The organism is Williamsia sp. (assembly GCF_036566845.1).
Taxonomy (GTDB): domain Bacteria; phylum Actinomycetota; class Actinomycetes; order Mycobacteriales; family Mycobacteriaceae; genus Williamsia.
The window spans coordinates 1-16,673 of the sequence record NZ_DATCVM010000221.1 but is presented as its reverse complement, the minus strand read 5'-3'; the positions used below and the strand labels follow the sequence as shown (position 1 = coordinate 16,673).

At 62.9% G+C, this 16,673-nt stretch carries 14 protein-coding genes; 8 read left to right on the top strand and 6 right to left on the bottom strand.

The window, feature by feature from the left end:
* Both VIQ49_RS21585 and VIQ49_RS21580 read left to right on the top strand, forming a co-directional pair.
* The coding region (locus tag VIQ49_RS21585) for an alpha/beta hydrolase fold domain-containing protein (protein WP_331888504.1) at window positions 1-430 on the top strand (430 nt) is incomplete at its 5' end.
* A 75-nt stretch (window positions 431-505) separates the two neighbouring features.
* Window positions 506-1,327, top strand: a complete 822-nt coding sequence (locus VIQ49_RS21580; RefSeq protein WP_331888502.1) for a mycofactocin-coupled SDR family oxidoreductase — start codon at window positions 506-508, stop codon at window positions 1,325-1,327.
* A 40-nt stretch (window positions 1,328-1,367) separates the two neighbouring features.
* Here the strand turns inward: VIQ49_RS21580 and VIQ49_RS21575 are convergent, their stop codons facing one another.
* Window positions 1,368-2,189: a FadR/GntR family transcriptional regulator gene (locus VIQ49_RS21575; RefSeq protein WP_331888499.1), complete on the bottom strand. Its 822-nt coding sequence runs from the start codon at window positions 2,187-2,189 to the stop codon at window positions 1,368-1,370.
* A 176-nt stretch (window positions 2,190-2,365) separates the two neighbouring features.
* Here VIQ49_RS21575 and VIQ49_RS21570 point away from each other — a divergent pair, with 176 nt between their 5' ends.
* The 4 genes from VIQ49_RS21570 (at window position 2,366) to VIQ49_RS21555 (ending at window position 6,202) form a co-directional block, all read left to right on the top strand.
* Window positions 2,366-3,835 (top strand): aldehyde dehydrogenase family protein, encoded by a 1,470-nt coding sequence (locus VIQ49_RS21570; RefSeq protein WP_331888497.1) that lies wholly within the window; start codon window positions 2,366-2,368, stop codon window positions 3,833-3,835.
* Between the two features lie 63 nt (window positions 3,836-3,898).
* Window positions 3,899-4,762: an NAD(P)-dependent oxidoreductase gene (locus VIQ49_RS21565; RefSeq protein ID WP_331888495.1), complete on the top strand. Its 864-nt coding sequence runs from the start codon at window positions 3,899-3,901 to the stop codon at window positions 4,760-4,762.
* Window positions 4,763-4,767: 5 nt separating this feature from the next.
* On the top strand, window positions 4,768-4,956 hold the full coding sequence (locus tag VIQ49_RS21560; RefSeq protein WP_331888493.1) for a ferredoxin: 189 nt from the start codon (window positions 4,768-4,770) through the stop codon (window positions 4,954-4,956).
* A gap of 46 nt (window positions 4,957-5,002) precedes the next feature.
* Entirely contained in the window at window positions 5,003-6,202 is a 1,200-nt protein-coding gene (locus tag VIQ49_RS21555) for a cytochrome P450 (RefSeq protein ID WP_331888491.1), read from the top strand.
* A gap of 123 nt (window positions 6,203-6,325) precedes the next feature.
* Here the strand turns inward: VIQ49_RS21555 and VIQ49_RS21550 are convergent, their stop codons facing one another.
* From VIQ49_RS21550 to VIQ49_RS21535, 4 genes are read right to left on the bottom strand one after another with little or no spacing between them, the layout of a single operon-like run.
* Window positions 6,326-7,105 (bottom strand): SDR family NAD(P)-dependent oxidoreductase, encoded by a 780-nt coding sequence (locus VIQ49_RS21550; RefSeq protein WP_331888489.1) that lies wholly within the window; start codon window positions 7,103-7,105, stop codon window positions 6,326-6,328.
* A 46-nt stretch (window positions 7,106-7,151) separates the two neighbouring features.
* Entirely contained in the window at window positions 7,152-9,440 is a 2,289-nt protein-coding gene (locus VIQ49_RS21545) for an acyl-CoA dehydrogenase family protein (protein ID WP_331888487.1), read from the bottom strand.
* Between the two features lie 26 nt (window positions 9,441-9,466).
* Entirely contained in the window at window positions 9,467-10,255 is a 789-nt protein-coding gene (locus tag VIQ49_RS21540) for an enoyl-CoA hydratase-related protein (RefSeq protein ID WP_331888485.1), read from the bottom strand.
* Window positions 10,256-10,262: 7 nt separating this feature from the next.
* On the bottom strand, window positions 10,263-11,249 hold the full coding sequence (locus tag VIQ49_RS21535) for a nitronate monooxygenase family protein (protein WP_331888483.1): 987 nt from the start codon (window positions 11,247-11,249) through the stop codon (window positions 10,263-10,265).
* A gap of 406 nt (window positions 11,250-11,655) precedes the next feature.
* Here VIQ49_RS21535 and VIQ49_RS21530 point away from each other — a divergent pair, with 406 nt between their 5' ends.
* Both VIQ49_RS21530 and VIQ49_RS21525 read left to right on the top strand, forming a co-directional pair.
* Entirely contained in the window at window positions 11,656-14,484 is a 2,829-nt protein-coding gene (locus VIQ49_RS21530; RefSeq protein WP_331888481.1) for a branched-chain amino acid ABC transporter permease/ATP-binding protein, read from the top strand.
* Entirely contained in the window at window positions 14,481-15,209 is a 729-nt protein-coding gene (locus VIQ49_RS21525; protein ID WP_331888479.1) for an ABC transporter ATP-binding protein, read from the top strand. The genes VIQ49_RS21530 and VIQ49_RS21525 overlap by 4 nt, the downstream gene beginning before the upstream one ends.
* A 774-nt stretch (window positions 15,210-15,983) precedes the next feature.
* Here the strand turns inward: VIQ49_RS21525 and VIQ49_RS21520 are convergent.
* Entirely contained in the window at window positions 15,984-16,463 is a 480-nt protein-coding gene (locus VIQ49_RS21520) for a hypothetical protein (protein ID WP_331888477.1), read from the bottom strand.
* Window positions 16,464-16,673 lie beyond the last annotated feature (210 nt).

The following is a 16,673-nucleotide window of genomic DNA, read 5'->3' as shown; positions in this document are numbered from 1 at the left end:
AGCAATTCTCGCGCGGGACAACGGCATTGAGGTGGCCAAACAGATACTGGTGTATCCGATGCTCGACGATCGGAACACTGAACCAGATCCGACCCTGGCCCCGACCGCGTTGTGGTCGTATGACAACAACTACACAGCGTGGCATGCCTTGCTCGGCGATTCGATCGGAGCGGCCACAGTATCACCGCTGGCCGCCGCCGCGAGGTTGGAGGACTACTCAGGCTTGGCGCCGGCGTACATCGAGGTCGGCGAACTGGACATCTTCCGCGATGAATCACTGAGGTACGCAGAACGACTGGCGTCCGCAGGGGTGTCGTGCGAGTTCCACCTGTACCCCGGCGCCCCGCACGGTTACGACTGGCTCGGCATGCCGACTGCGATCGGGACACGGGTCATCGCGGACCGCGTCCGGGTATTGCAGTCGTTGTGAGGCGCGCAAGACCGTCCCATCGACAGAGATTCGGACCCCAACCGGCCTTACGCCGTATCGAGAGAGTGAACAACCATGGGAAAGCTTGACGGGAAAGTCGCCTTCATCACCGGCGCAGCCAGGGGAATGGGTCGCGAACATGCGATCCGGCTCGCCGAGAGCGGCGCGGACATCATCGCGGTCGATCTCTGCGGCCAGATCGACACCGTGGCGTATCCGATGTCGACACCGGATGATCTCGAGCAAACGGTCAAGGAAGTCGAGTCGCGAGACCGGCGCATCGTCTATCGGCAAGCGGATGTCCGGGACTTAGAGGCTTTGCGATCCGTTGTACAGCAGGGCGTTTCAGAGCTGGGATCGGTCGACATCGTGATCGCGAACGCCGGAATAGCCCCTCAGGGTTCACCGGAACCTGATATCGCCCAGACCTTTCGGGATGTGGTCGAGGTGAACCTGTTCGGCACCTGGAACACCGTGCAGGCGGCGGCCCCCATCATGATCGAACAGGGCAAGGGCGGATCAATAGTCCTGATCAGCTCTACCCAGGGCCTCAGCGGCGTCGGTGGTACCGGCAGCGGCGCAAGCAGCGGCTACGCCTCGTCCAAGCACGGCGTGGTCGGGTTGATGCGCTCCTTCACTCACTGGCTCGCGCCCCACTCGATCCGGGTCAACAGCGTGCATCCCACCGGCGTCCTGACACCGATGATCGTCAACGATCACATGCAGACCTTCCTGGCCGAAAACCCGGACGTGGCAAAAGGAATGCAGAACCTACTCCCTGTGCCCGCTCTCGAGACGGCAGACATCGTGAATGCGGTCGCGTGGCTGGTGAGCGACGAAGCCCGCTATCTGACCGGCGTCACGCTTCCGGTGGACGCAGGATTCAGCGCACGTTAGGCGGCCAGGTCAGGGCAAGAGTCCAAGCGAATTCGTGCACTCACTCGAAGAGATCGATCGTCGCATTCCGGTCGCGGTTCCGGTAGATGACCTCATTTGCCTCTTCAAGATGTCGGCGCCAGTGGTCCACCGCCCCTCGGGCATCCTTGGCTTCGACGAGTTCGACGAGGGTTTGATATCCGGCAACAACTCGAGGTGCGTACGAGATGCGGGACGGCATCTCGGCGTCCTCGGTGCGCTGCCGGATACCCATCCTGCGGTGTGCGGCGAGCACGTCGTGTAACACACCCACCTGTACTGCCAAAGTCGTGTTGCCACAGTACTGTGCGATCAACTCATGAAAGTCGCCGGTGAGCCCGACCCAGGTCGCGAAATCCTTCGGATCGTCCACACCCTGAGCCAACCGCAGTCGGTTCGCGTCGACGCACGCCTTCAGCGCCCTCATCCCCGCCGGCGGACACCGATTGGCCAGATGCCGGACACACGCAGTTTCGAAATCAGATCGAGCTTCCAGCAGGTCAGCCAACGTCGTCCCGTGGACCTGTAGGTACTGGCCAATATGCCGAGAGGCGACGTCGAGCCCGGGCAGTCGGGCCTGGGGGCCGCCATGTGAGCCGGTGACCACCGAGATGAGGCCTTCGCTCTCGAGAATGCGGAAAGCTTCCCGCAATGTCGGACGGGACACACCAAAGTTCTGGATCAGTGTCTTCTCGGGCGGGAGCATCTGCCCGGTGGCAATCTCACCGCGAACGATCTGTCCCCGCAACAGGTCGGCGATCTTCTCCGATGCTTTGGGAGCACGCACGATCTTTCCAGCCCGCGTTCCCCCTGGTGACCAGACGTCACCATCGCCAGCATCCATGCCTTGACTCTAATCATCTCGTGGGGGTCCAGGGTGCAACGGCATGTCACGTCGAAACCGACCCTGACGGCGGCAGATCCCTCGCCACTATTTACAGTGACGCATACCACAAGGTATACCTAGTTAGATCATTTTTCGGACAGGGGACCCGCTCCGTATTGCACCGAAGGACAAACATGCTCAAGGAATTTCACGACTTGTTCATCGACGGGGCCTGGGTGGCGCCCGAATCGGGACGAACCGAATCAGTGATCAACCCCGCGAACGAGGAGATCATCGGCATTGCGCCGGTAGCCTCGTGTGGCGACGTCTCGCGAGCAATTCAGGCGGCCCGAACGGCATTTGACGACGGTCCTTGGCCCCGAATGTCGGTCCGGGAGCGTTCTGCGGTGATGATCCGGATGGCCGACGTCCTCGAGAAGCGTCAGGAGGAGCTTGTCGAGCTAAATGTCGCTGAATCGGGTAGCACCCGCATCGGCGCACAGACATTCCAGACGAGCATTCCGATTGCCCACTTCCGGGACATGGCCGAACGCGTGCTGCTGAAATATCCGATGGAGGAGCCGATGGCCCCCGTCTTCGGTGGCGGAATCGGCCAAGGAGTCATCAGCCGAGAACCTTTTGGCGTCGCGGCGCTGGTGTCCGCGTACAACTTTCCGCTCTACCTCAATCTCATGAAGTTGGCGCCGGCACTGGCAGCTGGATGCACCACCGTGCTCAAACCCGCCCCCACCACACCCCTCGAAGCGTTCATTCTCGGCGAAGTGGCAGACGAGGCCGGCCTACCGCCGGGTGTCCTCAACATCGTCTCCGGCGACATCGAGGCCGGCGTCGAACTCAGCACCAACCCGAGGGTTGACGTGGTCAGCTTTACCGGTTCGGAGATCGTCGGCCGCAAGGTCCTCGAGCAAGCGGCGCCCACACTGAAGAAGGTGATCCTCGAACTCGGTGGCAAGTCTGCAAACATCATCAGCGACGATGCCGATCTCCACCGAGCACTCGGATCGGTTGTCCGAGACACTATTTTGCACGCCGGACAGGGGTGCGCGTTTCTCACGCGCACCCTGGTGCACCGGTCGCGGATCGACGAACTGACCGAACTCGTCACCGCCGCGCTGGCCGCGGTGAAGGTGGGCGACCCCGCTGCGACCGACACGGGGATGGGCCCGCTCGGCAGCGCCGCACAACGAGCGAAAGTCGAGGAACTGATCGCCATCGGCGTCGACGAAGGGGCGACGATCGCGGTGGGAGGTGGCCGCCCCGCCGGACTCGACAAGGGCTTCTACATCGAGCCGACACTCTTTGTCGACGTCGATAATTCGATGACCATCGCCCAGCGGGAGTTCTTCGGACCCGTCGGAGTCATCATCCCGTTTGACACCGACGACGAGGCCGTCCGGATCGCCAACGACAGTGAGTACGGACTCGCCGGTGGCGTGTGGGCGAAGGACCCTGTTCGCGCATACGCCATCGCGAAAAGGCTACGGACCGGCTATGTGACCGTAAACGGCGGCGGCGGCGGGTTGAGCCCGCATGGACCATTCGGGGGATACAAGCAGAGCGGACTCGGCCGGGAGCGCGGCGATGCCGGTCTCGAGGAGTTCCTCCAGACCAAGACCATCGCCTGGGGCGTGGCGTCCGGCTAGTGTCTGGCACTTCCGCCCATTCCCTCAACCACGGACGTATCCGCCCGACGACGAAGAGGACGCGTGAGTACAAAAGAAATCGGCTTCATCGGAGCCGGCAAAATCGGCGAGCCGATGGTCGAACGTCTACTCGCTGCCGGTTACGTGACAACGGTGTACGCCCGCCGCCAGGACGTGCGAGACAGACTCGCCGCGCAGGGTGCCGCAATTGCCTCCGAACCAGATGACCTGGCGCAGGCCGACATCGTCATCGCGTGCTTGTTCTCAGATTCGCAGGTGCTCGAGGTATGCCCGCCCATAGTCTCCAGGATGCGCGCCGGCGGGGTCTTCGTCTCACACACGACAGGCAGTCCCACCACCATCCGTCGTCTCGCCGCGATCGGTGGTGACCGTGGGATATCGGTTGTGGAAGCTCCGTTCAGCGGTAACCCCGCAGCAATTCGGCGCGGAGATTTGACCGTCCTGCTGGCCGGTGACGCCGCTGCCGTCGGGTCCACGGCCGGCGTGCTTTCTGCGTACTCGAGCAACGTGGTCCGCATCGGCCAGCTCGGCACGGCGCAACCCGCAAAGCTATTGAACAACGCTCTGTTCGCAGCATGCACGCAATTGACACTGGCGGCCCTCCAGACTGCGGGTAGCCTCGGCGTCCCCGAGAGGACATTCCTCGACGTCCTAGCCGTCAGTAGCGGTGGAAGCGCAGCAGCGCAATATATTTCGGCGAGCGGACAGTCTGCGCTGACCTACAGTGGCCAGCTCCCGCGATACCTGACCAAAGATCTCGATTCGGTCCGGGCAGTCGCCGCCGAGCTGGACCTGGACATCAGCACACTGCTGTCGGCCGCGGAACGAGGACCCATGGACCTGGCCGGCCAGGACGACCTGACGCTCGGCCACCGATGGCCAACCCCTGACCTGAGAGAGAGTTGAGACACGTGAAGGCCGAATTCGATCTGAACAAGTGCTCGGGCCACGCCCGATGTTTCCTCGTCGATCCCGAACTGTTTGACATCGATGACAGCGGATACGCGCTGAACGCCGAAGTCGACATACCCGCCGGCGACGAGGGCAAAGCACACGAGGCGGTCGCGGCGTGCCCCGAACGCGCGATCGCCCTGCGGTGAACAACCTTCCTATGTAACACATCCCGCGACCAACAAAGGAACAGCAATGAGTGCCACCGAAACCCAAGGAACCTGCCCCGTTCACGAGTTCAATCACTATCAGGAGATGCCTTTCGGCGAGAAGATCAAGTTCTACGACGATCTACGCGACGAAGCGCCCCTGATCAGGAACAGTTTCGCAAACGGCCACTACATCGTGACCCGCTACGAGGAGATCATGTCCGTGTACCAAGACGCGAAGACGTTCTCCAATTCAGCTGTGACGGTGTTCAATCCGGAACCGACATACCGCTGGATCCCGGAGATGCTCGACGGGGAGGAGCACCGGCAATGGCGCAGGCAACTAGGACCGCACTTCTCCCCGAAGGCCGTGGAGGTACTGGAGGAAAAGGTACGCAATCGAGCTGTCGAATTGATCGAATCCATTGCCAAGCGCGGATCGTGCGACTTCATGCAGGATTTCGCGAATCAGTATCCGTCGTTCATCTTCCTCGAACTGATGGGTCTTCCTTTCGAGGATCTCGACAAGTTCCTGCACTGGGAAGACGAGATCCTGCACGTGTCGGCAGGCACCGCAGAGGAGACCGCACAGCGCCGCGAGGCGGCAACAATCGCTGTCACCAACTACTTCTCGAAAGTCATCGCTGCCCGTCGCCTCGAACCGAAAGACGACCTCATCAGCAAGGCGATCACATTCGAGATCGACGGCGAGTTGGTGAGCGACGAAGACCTACGCGCCTTCTGCCTGCTGATGTTCATGGCCGGCCTGGACACAGTATCGGCCACGCTGGGGATCACATTCCTACACCTCGCGAACAATCCGGAGGATCGTCAACGTCTCGTTGACGATCCAGAGATGATACCGGTCGCGATCGAAGAAATGCTGCGGGCACACGCTATTGTGCTTCCGTCACGGAAAGTCATGAAAGACACCGAGATCGCCGGCTGTCCGATCAAAGCCGGAGAAATGATCTCGGTCCCGCTCAACCTTGCCACCCGTGACGATTCGGTATACGACGATGCCAAAGAGGTCATCATCGACCGACACCCCAACAACCACATCGCCTTCGGTGCCGGCCCCCATCGCTGTTTGGGATCACACCTGGCCCGGCGTGAGTTGAGGATCGCGGTGGAGGAATGGCACCGACTCATCCCGAACTACCGTCTTGCCGCACGTTCGAGTCCCAAGGAGTCGGGCGCACAACTCGGACCGAGCGGTGACATGTTCCTCGAATGGGACGTGTGATCAACACCTGGGGCACCGCCCTACGGACCGTATGCCCGACCTTGTGTGGACCGAGACTCCGATCGCCGCAGGCGACTCGGGGTCTCGGTTCGGTGGGCTCATCCGACTGCAGGCCGAGTGAAGTCAGACGCCCTTCTTGGTGAAGCGCAGTGCACCATCGAGGCGCACGACCTCACCGTTGAGGTAAGGGTTCTCGCAGATCTGCTGCGCCAGCATCGCGTATTCGTCCGGGTCGCCCATGCGGCTCGGGAACGGAACCGCCTGGCTCCAGTGCGCCTGCAGGTCCTCAGGCGATGCGGTGCCGTACGCGCCTGTAAGAAAGACCCCGGGGGCAATCGCCATCACCCGGATGCCCAACGGTCCGAGGTCGCGCGCGAGGGGCAACGTCATGCCGACGATTCCGGCCTTCGCCGCCGCGTATGCGGCTTGCCCGACGCTCCCGTCGAACGCGGCGATGGACGCTGTGTTGATGATGACGCCGCGCTCGCCGCCGTCGAGCGGTTCGGTACCGGCGATCGCCGCCGCTGCCAGCCGCGTCACGTTGAATGTGGCATTGAGGAATACGTCGACGACTCTGCGGAACGCCTCGAAGTCGTGTGGGGCGCCGTCGCGGTGGACCACGCGTCCGTCGCCTCCACCACCACCATGGGCGACGACGGCAATCCGCAGTGGGCCCAATGTCTCGGCCCGCGCGATCGCCGCGATGACACTCTCCTGGTCGGTGACGTCGGTCCTCACGAATACGGCACCGTTCCCGATCTCCGCCGCGCAGGCGGCACCTTTGGTCTCATCGAGGTCGAGGACCGCGATCCTGGCACCGGCCCTGGCGAGCCGGCGTGCCGTGGCCCCTCCGAATCCCCCACCACCGCCAACCACCAGTGCGACACTGCCTTTGATTAACATCCTTGTGCTCCTTCGGTTTTCACTGGAGATCGACTCGATCGCGCCATCACGCCAGCCGCTCGAACACCGCGCCGACAGCACGATCGCGGAGCATCTCGGCACGACCGACCCACGCCTCGTTTGCGATCGCCCGCCTCAACAGCAGGTGCGCCGGGTGCTCCCAGGTGAAGCCGATCCCGCCGTGCACCTGGATCGAGCCTTCCGTCACGCGCACCGCCGCAGTGACCGCGGCGGCGGTGGCCAGATCGGACGCGATGGCCGCGTCTGCGTCCTCCTCGTCATGATCGGCGGCTGAGAGCACCTGATTGCGTGCGCCTTCGGCGTCCAGCAGCATGTTCGCGCAGCGATGGGAAACAGCCTGGAAGGCTCCGATGAGCGACCCGAACTGTTCCCGCTGACCCGCCCAATCGACAGCCATGGCCAGAGCGCGGTTGGCCACGCCGACGGCATCGGCCGCGACCACCAGCTGGGCCACCCGCCGGGCGCGTGCCAGCACGTCACGGACTGCGGCACCGGCGACGAGTTTCGTTGCGGGCGAGCGATCGAACTCGACGATGCCCACCGTGGCGGTGAGATCGATGGGCTCCTGTTGATGCTGCTTCACAGTGGCGGGATCGGCAATCGCCAGTACCAGATCGCCGGCAGCGTCCACCGACAGCACGACGAAGATATCTGCGACCGGTGCACCGGCAACCCGCTCCACGACCCCGGTCAGGGCCTCACCGTCGAAATGCGGCAGTCCCACATCGAGCCATCCGTCGTCACCGATCGGCGCGACGAAAGCGGCTGTCGCGCCAGCGATGACCTGTCGAGCGCCCTCGTCGGCACCAGCACATACCAGCACTTCGAGCGCGATCACAGTGGGCACAAGGGGCACCGGAGCGAGTTGGTACGCAGCCTCTTCGACCGCAGCGCACAGCAGCCGAAGCGACGCACCGGCCCCACCTAGAGACTCCGATGCGGACAACCCCGGCAAACCGAACCGGACAAGTTCGTCCCACAGGGGGCGATGCAGGTCGGCGGGGCGACCGGCGGAGGCCAGGATCGTCGCAATGGTCACGTGCGAGGCGATCGCCGATCCCAGGAACTCACGCAATGCCGCCTCGTCGGCATCCGGAGCCGCCAACGGGCGGCCAGGCGCCACCGAGGGAGCGCGGCGTCCCTCACCCCGGTGAGAAGGCAAACCCAGAACGGACTCGGCGATGGTGGTGCGCTGTATCTCCGAGGTACCCGCCCCGATGGTGGTAGCCCTCGACATCAGGTAGCCATAACTCCACCGGCCCTTCTCAACAGCACCGGCGGACCGACTGCCGAGCACCGCGCCGGTGCCGGTCAGGCGCAGGGCGAGAGTGTGCAGGCGCTGCTCGAACTCCGATTTGACGAGCCGGTTGACCGACGCTACATCGCCTGGATCATCTCCGCGCAGGACCGCATCGAGCGCGCGTGCGCTGTTCGTAGCGATCAGGCGGACGTCGGTCTCGATCTGGGCAAGCTGTGCCCGGACGAGGGTGTCGTTCCGCAGACCTTGGGCAACGGCGAGCCGGAACACCTTGTCCACGGTTGCCCGATAACGGAATTCGTCGGCCAGAAACGCCGTGGCGCGTTCGTGGCCGAGGGACGTGCGCATGATCGACCACCCCTCGCCCTCCTCACCGACACGGTTGTGAACGGGGACCTCGACGTCATCGAAGAACACCTCGGCAAATCTGTGTCCACCCGCCGCCTCGCGTAGCGGCCGCACCTCGACGCCCGGTGAGTCCATCGGAATCAGCAGATAGGAGATCCCCGCGGTCCCGCGTCCGGCGGGGCCGGTGCGAACCAGAGCAAAGATCCAATCCGCCTTGTCTGCCATGGTGGTCCAGATCTTCTGCCCGGTGACCCGGTAGAAATCACCGTCTCTGACCCCGCGTGTGGACAACGAGGCCAGGTCGCTTCCGGCGCCTGGCTCCGAGAATCCCTGGCACCAGAACTCCTTCGCGCGCAACAACGGATCCAGGAATCGGCTCTTCTGCTCCTCGGTGCCGTGCACGATCAGCGTCGGCGCCACGATGAAGGAGAGGTTGCACGGATGCTTGGGAGCACCCGCAGCCGTGGTCATGCGGTAGTAGTCGAGTTGATCCTCGAGAGCGAGGTCCATGCCACCGGCAGACTTCGGCCAGCCGGGCGCCGCCAACCCGGCGTCGACCAATTCCGACTGCCAGGCGATTGAAGCCTCGAAGCGTTCCTGCGATGTGGCCGGACGGGGGCGCCGATGAAAATCGGCCAGCAGTGCCGACAATCGATCCCGCCAGTCGCCGTTCGGGCAATTGACCACCACCGCTGGCTCCTTTTGCACGCGTCCTCATTTCACTGGTTGAGCAGTCAGTAGGATTCGGGCCTGCGTTTATCGCCGAAACGAGCGCCGATGTCGGCGTTGTCCCGTCGGAAGGTCACACCCGCCTCGGCTTCCAGGCCGAGTGCGTGAGCCACAGAAGCGCCTGCTCCTTCTTTGAGGAGCCGAAGCATCCGTTGAACAGCACCCGCATGGCCTCCGGCGATCGCCTGCGCCACATCCAGTGTTCTTTCCATCAGTTTGTCGTGGGGGACCACCTCGTTGGCCAGACCGATGCGCGCTGCCGTCTGCGCATCGACCGGCTGACCGCTCAGGACGATCTGGATGGCAGCGGGCAGTCCGACGGCTCGGGGCAAAAGGGCGCTTCCGCCCCATCCGTTGAGCAACCCGAGCTGCGCGTGGGTGTCGGCGAAGCGAGCGCGATCGGACGCGATGATGAAGGAACAGTTGACCGCGAGCTCGAATCCACCTGTGTAGCAGGGGCCGTTCACCGCAGCTATCACCGGTTTGGAGATCGCGCGGAGCACCTGCGTGGGCGTCGTCCCTTCGGTTCGGGGTGGAGGCCCGGCCAGCGCCTCGGGTAGGTCGACGCCAGAGGAAAACGAGGAACCCGCGCCGGTGATCACGACGACGCAGACATCAGGGTTGTTGTCTGCGCGCCGTAGCTCGGATTTGAGCATTCTGCGCATCGCACGGTTGATCGCGTTGCGGCTCTCCGGTCTGTTCAGCGTCAGGATGGTCACATGACCGTCTCTGGCGACGAGAACGGGCGGCTCTTCGTTCGTGACGGCGTCGTTGCCATCGGGTTGTTCATTCATCGCCGGTTCAGACCGCCTGAACATCTGCGACGACGTTGCCCGTCAACCGTGTCAACGTCGCCTCGGCATCAGCGGATATCTGCCGCACCAGGTCTGCGGCCGCAGGAATGTCGTTGATGAGTCCCTGGGACAGTCCGACCGTCCAGATACCGAGTTCGGGATCGCCGAACTCGTAGACCTTTCGGCCCCGGACGCCCGCTACCAGGTCCTTGATGTCTTTGAAACGACCGCCCTTGTCGAGGATCGCGATGACCTCCTCGCTGACAGAGTTCTTCGACACCCGCATGCTGTTCCGCAACTGCCGCATGATCAGCCGGGTGTCGAGCGTCGAGGCCCCGACGATCTGCTCCTTGATGTTCTGATGTATCGGACTCTCAAGCGTGCACATGAACCGGGTCCCCATGTTGATCCCGTCCGCTCCGAGTGCGAGTGCCGCAGCCAGACCACGGCCGTCCGCGAAGCCACCTGAGGCGACGAATGGAATCGTCAACGCATCTGCAGTCGCCGGAATGAGTACCAGCCCGGGGACATCATCCTCACCCGGGTGACCGGCACACTCGAAGCCGTCGATGCTGACGGCGTCGGCTCCGACCTGTTCTGCCTTGAGCGCGTGGAAGACGCTGGTGCACTTGTGGATGACCTTGAGACCATGCTCTTTGAAATGTTCGATGTGTTGCGTCGGGTCAGAGCCGGCGGTCTCGACGATCGGCGTGCCCGACTCGATGATGACCTGCCGGTATTCGGCGAACGGTGGTGGATTGATCGACAGCGTGAGCGTCAGATTGACACCGAAAGGCTTGTCGGTGAGAGTCTTGCAGCGCTGGATCTCGGCGGCCAGATCATCCGGAGTCGGCTGCGTGAGAGCGGTGATGATGCCGAGCCCACCGCCGTTCGACACCGCGGCTGCCAGTTCGGCGCGTCCGACGAACATCATCCCACCCTGTATCACCGGGTGCTCGACACCGAACTCTTCGGTGAACCGCGTCTTCAGCATGAAACTCCTTGGCTTCCACCGCACCTGGTGGATGGTGATCTCGGCGCTTTTCGGAACGGGCGTCGAGAGATGCAACCTATAGATAGATAACATAGTTGTCTATGTCATCTATCGCAACAGGCCGCTTTGTCACCTGCCGACCTAGCGGCACCTTGACGTCAGACTCGGGCAGACTGCGGGTCAGCACGGGCGAGGATAGGGCCCACACCAATCATCGCTTGCCGAGCCCACTGCCACAAACTGCCACAAACTGCCAAATAAGTGACATAGATCATTCCACTGTGTCATAGTAGCGCGAATACTTGGTTATCTAAGTTACCCATGATCGTCGACCGACTGTCGGGACCGTGTCAACGATGCCGCGAATCAGGAGCCCGGCTCCCCTACCCGATCGAAAGATGTTGTGATGATCCAAGATATCCAGTTCCTGTTCCTGGGACTCGGCAACGGCGCCGTCTACGCCGCCCTCGCGCTGGCCCTGGTCATGACCTACCGGAGCTCCGGAGTGGTGAACTTCGCCACCGGTGCCATCGCGTTGTATGTCGCCTACACATACGCCTACCTCCGCGACGGCGAACTGCTCATCCCCATCCCAGGTCTGCCGAAAACACTGGATCTCGGTGGGCCGCTGGGAGTTGCGCCGGCCATGAGCATCGCACTCCTCATCGCCGCGGGGTTGGGTGTCCTGATGTACTTTGCGGTGTTCCGATTGCTTCGGACCGCGCCGGCGACGGCCAAGGCCGTCGCGTCCATCGCGCTGATGCTGGCGGTACAGGCATTGCTGGCTGCGAGGGTCGGCACCACCCCGGTATCAGTGGACGCCATCCTGCCCACCGACATCTTCACTCTCGGCAGCATCCGGATCCCCGTCGACCGGCTCTGGTTCGCCGTCACAATCGTCGTGCTCACCGTCCTCCTGATCCTGGCCTTCCGCCTCACCCGCTTCGGATTGGCAACCCGCGCAGCGTCCGAATCAGAGAAGGGTGCCATCGTCACCGGACTGTCCCCCGAACGGATCGCCTACGCGAACTGGGCACTGTCGACCATGATCGCAGGCTTGTCCGGCATTCTGATCGCGCCCATCGTGCCGCTCATCCCCATTTCCTACACCCTGTTCATCGTCCCCGCCCTCGCCGCCGCGCTGGTCGGCAACTTCAGCGCCATCGGCCCTGCTGTCGCGGCCGGACTGGGAATCGGCGTCTTGCAGTCGGAGATGACCCACCTTCAATCCACTATCAGCTGGATGCCGCAATCCGGTATGGCCGAACTCATTCCGCTGGCGTTGATCTTCATCTTCCTCGTGTTCCGTGGCAAGCAACTCCCCTCGCGAGGCGCGATCATCCAGAACACCCTCGGAGCCGCCCCCCGCCCGACCAGGCTGCTCTTACCAACACTGGTCTCGATCGTCGTCGCACTCGGTTTCCTGGTCTTCTCCGATGGCAGCTACCGCGGCGCGGTCATCGTGAGCTTCACCCTGGCGATCATCGCACTGTCCCAGGTCGTGGTCACCGGATTCGCCGGCCAGATCTCGTTGGCGCAGTTGACACTTGCTGGCGTTGCCGCATTCATGCTGAGCCGTCTCACCACCGACTGGGGTGTCCCATTCCCCGTCGCACCCATACTCGCGGCGCTGGTCGCGACGGCCGTCGGGGTCGTGGTCGGTCTACCTGCCCTTCGGATCCGCGGGCTCCCGGTCGCCGTCGTCACCCTGAGCCTGGCGGTCTTCCTCGAGACGTTCTGGTTCCGCAGCAACAAGTTCAATGGTGGCCCCGACGGAGCCAAGGTCGACGCTCCCTCGCTGTTCGGTCTCGACCTCGGCATCGGTTCTGGCAACTCGTACCCGACAGTATCCTTCGGGATACTGTGCCTGGTGGTCCTGGTGATCGTCGCCCTCGCGACCGCGACCCTGAGGACCAGCCGCCTCGGCGCCTCGATGCTCGCGGTACGCGCAAATGAGCGATCCGCGGCCGCGTCGGGAATCAATGTCTCGCAGACCAAGCTGGTCGCGTTCGCCATCGGTGCCTTCATCGCCGGTCTCGGCGGTTCCCTGATGGCGTATGCACAGACCCTCGCGGTGCCTGAATCCTTCTCTGCCATCGGCGGTATCGCGATGTTCGCGGTGGTGTACCTCGCTGGGGTCACCTGCGTTTCCGGCGGCATTCTGGCGGGGATCATGGGGGCCGGCGGAATCCTGTTCATCTTCCTCGATCGCGTGGCCAACGTGGGTGAGTACTACGCGGTCATCACCGGAATCCTGTTGGTGGTCACCGTCATCACCAATCCAGAAGGCATCATCTCGGAGATCCACAAGAACATCGCATGGGTCCGCACCAAACTACGACGGGGTCGAATTCCATCCGCCTTCACTGATCTCGAGATCACCCCTGACGACACCACACCCTACACCGGTCGTACTCACCCAGTCGGTGACGTACTGCTGTCCTGCAAGGGAATCGGGGTCCGGTACGGCGGTGTCATCGCACTCGACGACATCTCGGTCGACGTCTACGACGGCGAGATAGTCGGACTGATCGGACCCAACGGCGCGGGCAAGACCACCTTCATCGACGCCATCAGCGGCTTCACAAACGCCACCGGCAGCGTCTTCGCCGAAGGTGAGTGCGTTGACGGCCAGCGACCTTACCAGCGCAGCCGGAACGGACTCGGACGAACTTTCCAGGGCATCGAACTCTATGACGACCTCTCCGTCCGCGAGAACGTCTCGGTCGGCACCACGGCCGCACGCCATCGTGGCCCGGACCGTCCGCCCCTCGACGACGCCGGCCTCGACGCGTTGTTCGAGATCTTGCATCTCGGCGCAGTCGTGGACCGTCCGGTCAGGGAATTGTCCCAGGGGCAACGCCAATTGGTTTCGGTCGCACGAGCTCTCGCAGGGCGGCCTCGGGTCATCTTGCTCGACGAACCCGCTGCCGGCCTCGACAGCACTGAGAGTATGTGGCTGGGAAACCGCCTGCGCGCCATCCGGGATTCGGGCCTGACCATTGTCATGGTAGATCACGACATGGAGCTGGTCCTCGAGGTGTGTGACCGTATCGTGGTCCTCGACCTCGGAAAAGTCATCGCAATCGGCACACCCGAGCAGGTGCGAACTGATCCCAGGGTCGCCAAGGCCTACCTCGGCGCCACCCCCACCGGTGAAGATCTGTCCGGCGATATTCCCGAATCACCCACCAGACATCACGCCGTGACCATAGGACAGGAACTCAAGGCATGAACACCGTCCTCAAATGCGCCGATCTCGATTCCGGATATTCCAAAGGCCGCGCGTGCGTCCGCGGCTTCGATCTCGAGCTGCACGAAGGAGAAGTACTCGCACTTCTGGGACCGAACGGCGCCGGGAAGACCACGGTGCTCATGACCCTTGCGGGTCTGCTGCCCAGTCTCGGCGGCACCGTCGAGATCACCGAACACCTCATCAAGCCCGGTCACGCCCGTAGCGCCGCGCGGGCCGGGCTGGTACTCGTACCTGACGACCGCGCATTATTTACCAGCCTGACGGTCCAGGAGAACCTGCGTCTGGCGGTCTCCTCGCGGCGAGTGTGGAAGGCGGAACGCGACGCGGTGGTGGAGTACTTCCCCGCACTGGGTGAACGGATGAAGGTCCAGGCCGGAGCCCTTTCCGGCGGTGAACAGCAGATGCTCGCAATCGGTCGCGGGCTGCTTCAGCATCCCAAGGTTCTGCTCATCGACGAATTGAGCATGGGCCTCTCGCCCGTCATTGTCGAACGACTGTTACCGATCGTTCGGAAAGTGGCCGACTCCACTGGCGCTGCAATCATTCTCGTCGAGCAACATGTCCGGCTCGCCCTCGGCATCGCGGACTCCGCATTGGTTCTGCGCCACGGAACCAATGTCTTACAAGGCAATGCGGCCGAACTCGCTGCGACCCCAGGGGTCATCGAAGATGCCTATCTCGGCGCCACCGAAGTGCCGGCGTGAGTGGCTTGAGGCACACTCGGCACTGCCGCGGAGCGACAGACCAAAACGATCGGTGCAAAGTCCCGACTACGTTGTCGTCCGACACATGATGGCCACATTGGACCAGGAAGACTTCAATTCTAGTTGGCAGATTGAGCGGCCGTAGTAACTGCGCTACAGCCGATGGCGAAAGACGAAATAGCCTCTGAATCCAGCGAGCTACCAATTCTTGGTCGAAACCCACAGGTTCACCCCAGATTCAGTAGCGTTCGACGACGAGAACTTGGTCTCGCACGCTGGCCTCGTTCCAATCCTGACCCTTGCCGAGCGCACCGGGCTGCATCAACTCCTAACCGACAAAGTGACGCTGCGTTCCACCGCCGTCGCATCCACCGGGACGCACGTGGCACCCAAGCTCACTACCATCATCGCCGGGATGTGCGCGGAGCCGACAGCGTCGACGAAATCGAAGTCCTGCGCGTCGGCGGCAACAAGCTCTGGTTCACGGCCGTCTAGCGGCCTACTAACCGCACACCCACCCGCCCTTCCTGCGGACATTGAGGGGGTAGCGCAGTGGTCAGCCGTTTCTACTGCGTGGCTTCGCCTACCGAAGTCCGCTCAACTCATTCAGACTGACGTCAAGTAGGTAGGCGCGGCGGAGAAGACTTCGAGCACCAACGACGCACACGGGATCCTCAACAGGATCCGAACGCTGACATCAGCGAACTTCACTGACCGCTTGCGTCCGTTTACGTTTCCCAGGGACTTCGAGCCACGTGGGTTGCTTGCCGTGGGTCAGACGAGCGCCCACACCGTGAGCAGAAGCCCCGAGTCCACGTTCTCGTCGTAACTGATGCTCAGCTGCTGATCGCCGCCGAGTGCCGAACCTATGTACACCTGCCTACTGCGCTCGAGGTTCGGCCGACGCACCTCTTCCTGAAACGGACCGTCGTTGATGCTCACCATGGATCGGTCGAGCTCCTCGGTCACGCCGGCCCGCGCCAACAACGCATCGCGAGTAGCCTGTGATGCGGTGCGCACCACGATTTTTCCTGAGGAATCCAGGAAGCTAGAGTGCCATTCACACGAGATCACCTGGTCGTCGTCGGAGAGAACCAGTCCCAACTTGCTCGAGTGGGACAACGCCGGACCGCATGGGTCGCGGTGAAATACCCGTGACACCGCGATCGTCCCGGCTACGAGAAGAACAATGACAACTGCTGCGCAGCCGAGCCATAACCACACCTTGCGCACGCACGGCACCTTGGTCTGCACCACCACATCGTACGGACCGCGCGGAGCTCGAACCGACCTCCGCACTCCATTGCCGGAATAGCGACACGACTGTCCGTGGCCATGAAAAAGTCTCCATTGGTGGCCAGGTCGAGGTCCCCACTGGTGGCCAGATAAAAGTCCCCGCCTTGTGTTCGTCGTGTCGACCCGGAACTGAAGGCCCAGGCGATGACGGTGAAGGTGCCAACCACA